General features: G+C 75.8%; 5 protein-coding genes and 1 pseudogene. All 6 read right to left on the reverse strand.

Annotated elements, in window-relative coordinates; translation table 11 throughout:
• Nucleotides 1-1,143, reverse strand: a 1,143-nt coding sequence (locus tag G3I41_RS20140; RefSeq protein WP_239081736.1) for a condensation domain-containing protein, incomplete at its 3' end; no start/stop codon positions are given.
• Nucleotides 1,144-1,422: 279 nt separating this feature from the next.
• A complete protein-coding gene (locus G3I41_RS20145; protein WP_164401763.1) occupies nucleotides 1,423-2,256 on the reverse strand; it encodes a 4'-phosphopantetheinyl transferase superfamily protein in 834 nt (277 codons plus the stop codon).
• A 25-nt stretch (nucleotides 2,257-2,281) separates the two neighbouring features.
• Nucleotides 2,282-4,057, reverse strand: a complete 1,776-nt coding sequence (locus G3I41_RS20150; protein ID WP_164401764.1) for an acyl-CoA dehydrogenase — start codon at nucleotides 4,055-4,057, stop codon at nucleotides 2,282-2,284.
• A gap of 134 nt (nucleotides 4,058-4,191) precedes the next feature.
• Complete coding sequence (locus G3I41_RS20155) at nucleotides 4,192-5,148, reverse strand: aromatase/cyclase (protein ID WP_164401765.1); 957 nt, start codon at nucleotides 5,146-5,148, stop codon at nucleotides 4,192-4,194.
• A 59-nt stretch (nucleotides 5,149-5,207) separates the two neighbouring features.
• Nucleotides 5,208-6,002, reverse strand: coding sequence for an SDR family NAD(P)-dependent oxidoreductase (locus G3I41_RS20160; protein WP_164401766.1), 795 nt, complete (start codon nucleotides 6,000-6,002; stop codon nucleotides 5,208-5,210).
• Nucleotides 5,999-6,309, reverse strand: a pseudogene (locus tag G3I41_RS20165) (oxygenase); the annotation flags it as partial. The gene G3I41_RS20160 and the pseudogene G3I41_RS20165, both read right to left, overlap by 4 nt.

The raw sequence follows: 6,309 nt of genomic DNA on the forward strand, positions 1-6,309 counted from the left end.
GCCGTCGAGGAGGATGCCGCGGCCGGAGACCGCCGCGCTGAAGCTGATGTCGGTCGCGCCCTCGTGGCCGCCGGCCCGGTAGAGGGCCAGCGCCCACACGGCGTGCAGGGCGCTGCTCTCCGGGCAGCCGAAGCCCCCCGCCCACGCGGCGAGCCGTTCGCTCTCCTCGGGCGTGATCCGGGTGCGGACCTGGCCGGCGCCGACGCCCGCGGGCGGCTGCGTGGCGGGGCCGGGCGGGGCGTCGCGCCAGAACTCGCGGGCCGGGGCGGTGTCCTGGGCGGCGAGCCAGCGCGTGTAGTCGCCGAGGTCGGGGCGGCGGGTGCCGCCGGGCAGCTCACCGCCCGCCAGGTAGGCGCGGTAGAACTCGTGCAGCAGCAGCCGCACGCTCCAGTCGTCGAGGAGTGCCGGGTGGAAGCTCAGCAGGACGCGGGTGCTGCCCGCCGCGTCCGGGCCGCCGCCCAGGAACGTGACGCGCAGCGGTCCGGGCCGGCGCGGATCGAGGCCCCGGCGCCGGTCGGCCTCGACGAGCGCGTGCCAGTCCACGCTGCCGTGCGGGAAGCGCAGCACTTCGGGCCCGGCGCCCTCATGGCAGACGATCCAGGGCTCCGGGCCCTCCTCGAAGGCGGCCCGCAGCACGTTCTCCCGTTCGGCGACGGACTGCCAGGCGGCGGCGAGCCGTTCCGGGTCGAGCGGGCCGTGCCAGCTGACCGCGAGCTGCTCGCACCAGCCTTCGGTGCCGGGGTGCGCGTCCGCGTCCGCGAGGAGTTCGCGTTGCAGCGGGGTCGGCTCGATCCGGGGCGCGGGTCCGGGTCCGCTGTCCGTGACCGTGAGCAGGTCCGCGAGGAGCCCGGCGGGGAAGGGCGCGGCGGTGCGTCCGGCCGGCGGCCCGTCCGGGGTCAGGCGCAGGGTGTGGTGCCCGTCGTCGGCGGGTTCCAGGCGGGGCTGCCAGGAGGGGGCGGGGCGTGTGCCGAGCCGGCCCAGGCGGTCGAGGGCCGCCTCGACGCGGTGCGGGTCCACGGGGCCGCGCAGCTCCAGGACGGGCGGTGCGGCCGGGTCCTGGCCGGTGAGGTCGAGGACGACGGTCATCGGGCCGCCGGGGGTGGCCCGGGCGGGGGTGGTGTGCGAGGAGTGGTCGGTGGTCATCGTCCTGCGGGGCACACATGCGGGAGCGCGGCGGACCGGCTGTGGCGCGCATGCGGGAGACCCCCTCCCTCCCCTCTGTCGGCGAATGCGGAACGAGTATGCGAGGGCCCGCCCACACGGCACTGACACGGCACTGACACGGCGGTGGTCCGGTGGTGGGGCGCCGCGGTCCCGCAGGGTTCCGTCGGGGAGGCGACCGGTTCCGTACCGTACGCGGGCGTGCGAAGGCCCCGCGTCTTCCTCCAGCGGGACTGGACGCGGGGCCGAGTGCGGCACGATTCAGCCGAGGAGTTCGGTGACCGCCCCCGCGAAACCGGTGTCGAGCATGGTGCGGACCGTCGTGTCGGCGGAGGCGGCCAGGCCGGTGTCGTGGCACGCGACGCTGAGCATGTACCGGCCGCCCAGGACCCGGTGGGTGGCGAACGCCCAGTCGCCGTCGGCGGCGGGCCGGCCGTCGGGCGCGAGCAGTTCGCCGCCGCCCTCGGCGAAGCCGAACTCGGTGAAGTCGAGCCGCAGCCCCTGCCCGAGCGCCTTGGTGTACGCCTCCTTGAGCGTCCACAGACGCAGCAGCCGCGCCGCCCGCTCCCCCTCCGGAAGGTGTTCCAGCGCCCCGCGCTCGGCGGGCGTCAGGACGTGTCCCTGGAGCAGGTCGTAGGACATGGGCCGGGTGGCGGGTTCGACGTCGACGCCGATCCGGCCGTTGCGGCTGATGCCGACGGCGATCATGTCCTCGGTGTGCGTGAGGCTGACGTCGATCTGGTCGAGGCTGCGCAGGTAGGGCCGGCCGCCGATCCGGTACGCGAGGTCGAGCTCGGCCGGTCCGGTGCGCAGGGCGGCCGCCGCCGTGTACTTGGTGACGAGGCGCGAGGCGAGGAACCGGTAGCGCAGGGTGGGGTCCTGGGTGCGCCGGTAGCGCTGCCAGTCGCCGCCGAGCAGTTGGCGCAGGGCCGGCTGGGTGACGGCCGCCCCCAGCCACTCGCCCCAGGTGGTGTGGACGACGGCGTTGCCATGGCGGTCCATGGCCTCGCGCACCAGGTGCCAGGGCGCACCGGGCCCCGCGACGTGGAGGGGTGCGCTGATCCGCCCGGCACCGGGCGCGGGGATGCTGGTCATGGCCTGCCTTCCTGAGCGCCGGGGGTCACGGCGCGTACGGGAGCGCGTCGAGGTCGTGGCCCAGCCCCTGGCCGTGCCGGCGGAGCAGCTCGTCGAGCACCTGGTCCTGGACGCCGTCGGGCAGGGCGGGCACGGGGATGCCGAGGCGCTGTCCGGCCCGGGTGAGGGCGAGCACGGCCCAGGCGGGGTCGGCGAGGAACGGATCGGTGCCGTCCTGGCCCTCCCAGACGGCGAGCACGGCCGCGGCGCCGACGATCCGGCTGTAGCGGTCGCTGAGCCGGACGACGGCCGGGTCGGCGAGGGCGGCGGGGCCGGGCGGGATGCGGCGGCACTGGGCGCGCAGCCCGCGCAGCTCGGTGGCGAACGCCTCGGCGAGCCCGGCCAGCGCGCCGGTGTGCCCGCCGGCGTCGCGGAGCGGGGCGAGCCGTTCGGCGGTCGCGACGAGGGAGGCGGCCATGAAGTCGCCGCCGCCCGCGATGCCGAGGAGCCGGTAGTCCAGGTGGGGGAGCTCGGCGCCGGCGGTGAACAGCTCGGCGGGGGGCTCCGGTTCGGCGAACCAGGAGCGTTCGGCGAGGCCGCGCAGCTGGGGCACGAGGACGGACTGGCAGGAGGCGGATCCGGCGTGCCCGAGCCCGGCGACGGGCAGGTCGCGGCCGAGCTTGCCGAGTGCCCCGTACGCGGGGTTCGTGTGGTCGTAGCCGCGGGCGCCGAGGACCGTGGCGAGCTCCTCCAGGTTTTCCCGCAGCAGCTCGGGCACCACGTATTTGACGGCGGCGGCGAAGAGGTGGGCGCTCGCGGGCAGCAGGCTCAGGGCGCGCAGGACGGTGGTGGACATCGCGTCGCAGGCCAGGAGGTCGGCGAAGACCCCGGTGAGCGGCTTGTGCCAACGCCGGGCGACCCCGCTCGCGCGGCCCTCCGTCGCGGCGCGCGCGGCGGAGTGCAGGACCGTTCCGGCGGCGGCGGTGACGAGCCCGCAGATGAGGCTCCGGTTCACCTGGAAGGCGCGCAGGGCGATGCCGGCCCCGTCGCCGGGGTGGCCGACGAGCGCGTCCTCGGGCACGGGCAGCTCGGCGAACTCCAGGCCGGAGAAGAGGGCCCCGCGCATTCCGGTGCTCTCCACCCGGGGCAGGTGGCGCAGGTGTGCCGGGTCCTGTCCGGCCGGGTCGAGCAGCAGGACGGAGTGGCTGCGCGGGCCCGGGGCCTCGTCGGTGCGGGCGTAGACGACGTGGAGGTCGGCGCGGGACGCGTTGAGGATGACGTCCTTGCGGCCGCTGATCCGGCGTCCGCCGGGGGCCGGGCGGGCGGTGAACTCGTGGCGCAGGATGGCGTTGGCGTGGGCGAGTTCGTGGTGCAGGATCGCGATCCGGCCACCGCCCAGCAGCAGGCGGGCGGTCTCCCGGCGCTGCGGCTCGTCGCCGGCCGCCCACACGGCGCCGGCCGCGAAGAGGGAGATGAGGCCGTGGCCCATGCCCAGTCCCAGGTCGCGCCGGAAGACCGGCCGCACGGCCCGGGCCAGCAGGTCGGCACGGGTCAGCCGCCCGCCCAGGGCGACGGGCACGAATTCGGCGCCGAGCCCTTCGTCGGTGAGCAGGGCCTCGGTCGCCTCGGGCGGGGTGCAGCGGGCGTCGGCGTCGAACAGGGCGGCGAACCCGTGCGGGTTGGCGGGGTCGTAGGGGTCGCCGAGCCGTGCTTCCAGGCGTCGCGCCCGGTCGAGGGCGTCCGCGTCCGCGCGGCCGGGGGCGGGGGAGGAGGAGGCGGGAGTGGGGGCGGGGTGCCCGGGGATCTCTGCGATGGTGGTCATGACGGCGGCGTCCGCCTCCTTCGTCGTACGGGCACGGGGGTGCGGATGGGCGTGGCTCGACCCTGCGGGCGGCCGCTCGCGACGCGGTGGAGAACCGCTCGGGAACGGCTCCAGGGGCCTTGGAGCCGCGCGCCTCACAGCATGCGGATCGCGGTCTCCGCGTGGCGCTTCGCCAGGTTGAGCGTGGCCGTCGAGTTGCGGCCCAGCGCCTCGCGTACGTACCGGCGGGCCTCGGGGAGCCCGGCGCCCGCGCCCAGCACCCGTTCGACGGCGCTCTCGCGGAGGACGACGGTGTGCTGGGAGACGACGGTGACGCCGGTCGCGTCGGGCACCACGGACCACTCGCCGGTGTGCGCCTCCATGAGGGCGGGGGTGGCGGTCTGCTTGTAGACGATGCGCCCGGCGTGCGGGAAGCAGATGCGGACGGACTCGGTGGTGTGCGTGCCGCCGTCGGCGGTGACGGTGTCCATCGCCATGACCTGGACGCCGGGCGCCGGCTCGGTGACGTCCAGGCGGGAGACGTGCGGGACCAGCTCGGGCCAGTCGCCGACGCGGTACAGGAAGTCGTACACCAGCTCCGCGGGCCCGTGGACGCGCACCGAGTCCTCGAAGGACAGGACGAGGTCGTCCAGGAGGGTCCAGCGCTCCGCGATCCCCTTCAGACTGGCCAGCTCCGCGCGGGAGTTGGTGTCGCAGGCGGTCTCGACCCAGCGCACGTCCTCGAAACGGTCCCCGGCGACCGTGAAGTCGTGCAGCAGGACCAGCCGCGTCCCTCCGCCGGGGCGCTCCTCAACGACCCAGGACCCCTCCATGGTCTCGACCGGGGCCTGCGGCCGGGTCTGCCGGAAGGTGATGCGGCGCGCCGCCGGGTCCTGGGTCCGCTCGGAGAGCCAGGACCGCACGTCGCCGTTGGCGGTCGCCCACATGCGCAGCCGCTCGTCGCGGCCGTCGAATTCCAGGCGCTCCACGTGCACGTTGGGCGGGAAGAACAGCGGCCAGCGCTCGGCGTCCGCGATCAGCCCGTAGACGACGCCCGGCTGGGCGTCCACGTCGACACTGTGCCTCGTCCGGTGCACACGTACGTCCGACACCACACACCTCTTTCTCGGTTGTTCATGGACCCCGCCCGCGCGGCGCGGGCGGTCCGGGGTCAGAAGTTGCCCAGGCCGCCGCAGACGTTGAGGGCCTGCGCCGTGATGGAGGCGGCGGGCCCGGACGCCAGGTAGCCGACCAGGGCCGCGACCTCCTCCGGGGTGGAGTAGCGGCCGAGGGGGATCTTCGCCTCGAACCGGGCGAGGACGTCCTCGTCGGTGGTGTCCCAGGCGGCGGCGTAACCCGCGCGCACCCGCTGGGCCATCGCGGTCTCGACGTAGCCGGGGCAGACGGCGTTGACGGTGACACCAGTCGGCGCCAGTTCGCGGCCGAGCGCCTTGGTGAAGCCGACGACGCCGTGTTTGGAGGCGCTGTACGGGGCGCCGAGCAGGACGCCCTGCTTGCCGGCGGTGGAGGCGATGTTGATGATCCGGCCCCGGGCGGCGGCGTCCTGGAGCCCGCCGTTCGCCAGGGCCTCGCGGGTCACCAGGAACACGCTGTTGAGGTTGGTGTCGATGACGTCGTACCAGAGCTCGTCGGTCAACTCGGCGGTCACGCCGCCGCCGCTGCGCCCGGCGTTGTTGACGAGGACGGTGAGCGGCCCGTACGCGGTGACGGCGGCGCGCACGAGGGCGGCGACGTCCTCGCGGGAGCGCACGTCGGCGGCCTGCCCGGAGACGTCAAGACCTTCGTCGCGCAGGGCGTCGACGGTCTCCTTGACGGCCGCGTCGGTACGGGCGCACAGGAACACGCGGTGTCCGGCGCGGCCGAGCGTACGGACCGTTTCGAGGCCGATGCCGCTCGTGCCGCCGGTCACCAGGGCGACGGGACGGGTCTCGGGGGTGGCGGTCATGAGCGGTGCTCCTTCGTCGTGGCCGGGTATACGGGGACCGCGCGCGGCTCCGCACGGGCCGGCAGCGCGAGCGGGGCGGACGGCCCGACGGGGGCGAGGGCCCGGTCCAGGGCGGTCCGGCTGAGCACGGGCCCGCGCGCGGCGACGTATCCGTCGGGGCGCACCAGGAGCCAGGAGCCGGGAAGCAGGCCGAGCGCGGTGCGCAGCGCCGTGCCGGGGTCGGCGAGCGGTGCGGGGCCCTCGGAGCCGTCGGCACGGCCGCCGAGGGTGCGCACCGAGAGCCATTCGGCGTACTGGGCGGCCGCGG

It is taken from the genome of Streptomyces sp. SID9727, from assembly GCF_010550605.1.
In the GTDB taxonomy this organism is placed as follows: Bacteria; Actinomycetota; Actinomycetes; order Streptomycetales; family Streptomycetaceae; genus Streptomyces.

Bases quoted from the DNA above. Each gene is read 5' to 3' on its own strand.
- G3I41_RS20145 (WP_164401763.1), bottom strand. From the start codon at position 2,256: ATGACCAGCATCCCCGCGCCCGGTGCCGGGCGGATCAGCGCACCCCTC.
- G3I41_RS20160 (WP_164401766.1), bottom strand. From the start codon at position 6,002: ATGACCGCCACCCCCGAGACCCGTCCCGTCGCCCTGGTGACCGGCGGC.
- G3I41_RS20150 (WP_164401764.1), bottom strand. From the start codon at position 4,057: ATGACCACCATCGCAGAGATCCCCGGGCACCCCGCCCCCACTCCCGCC.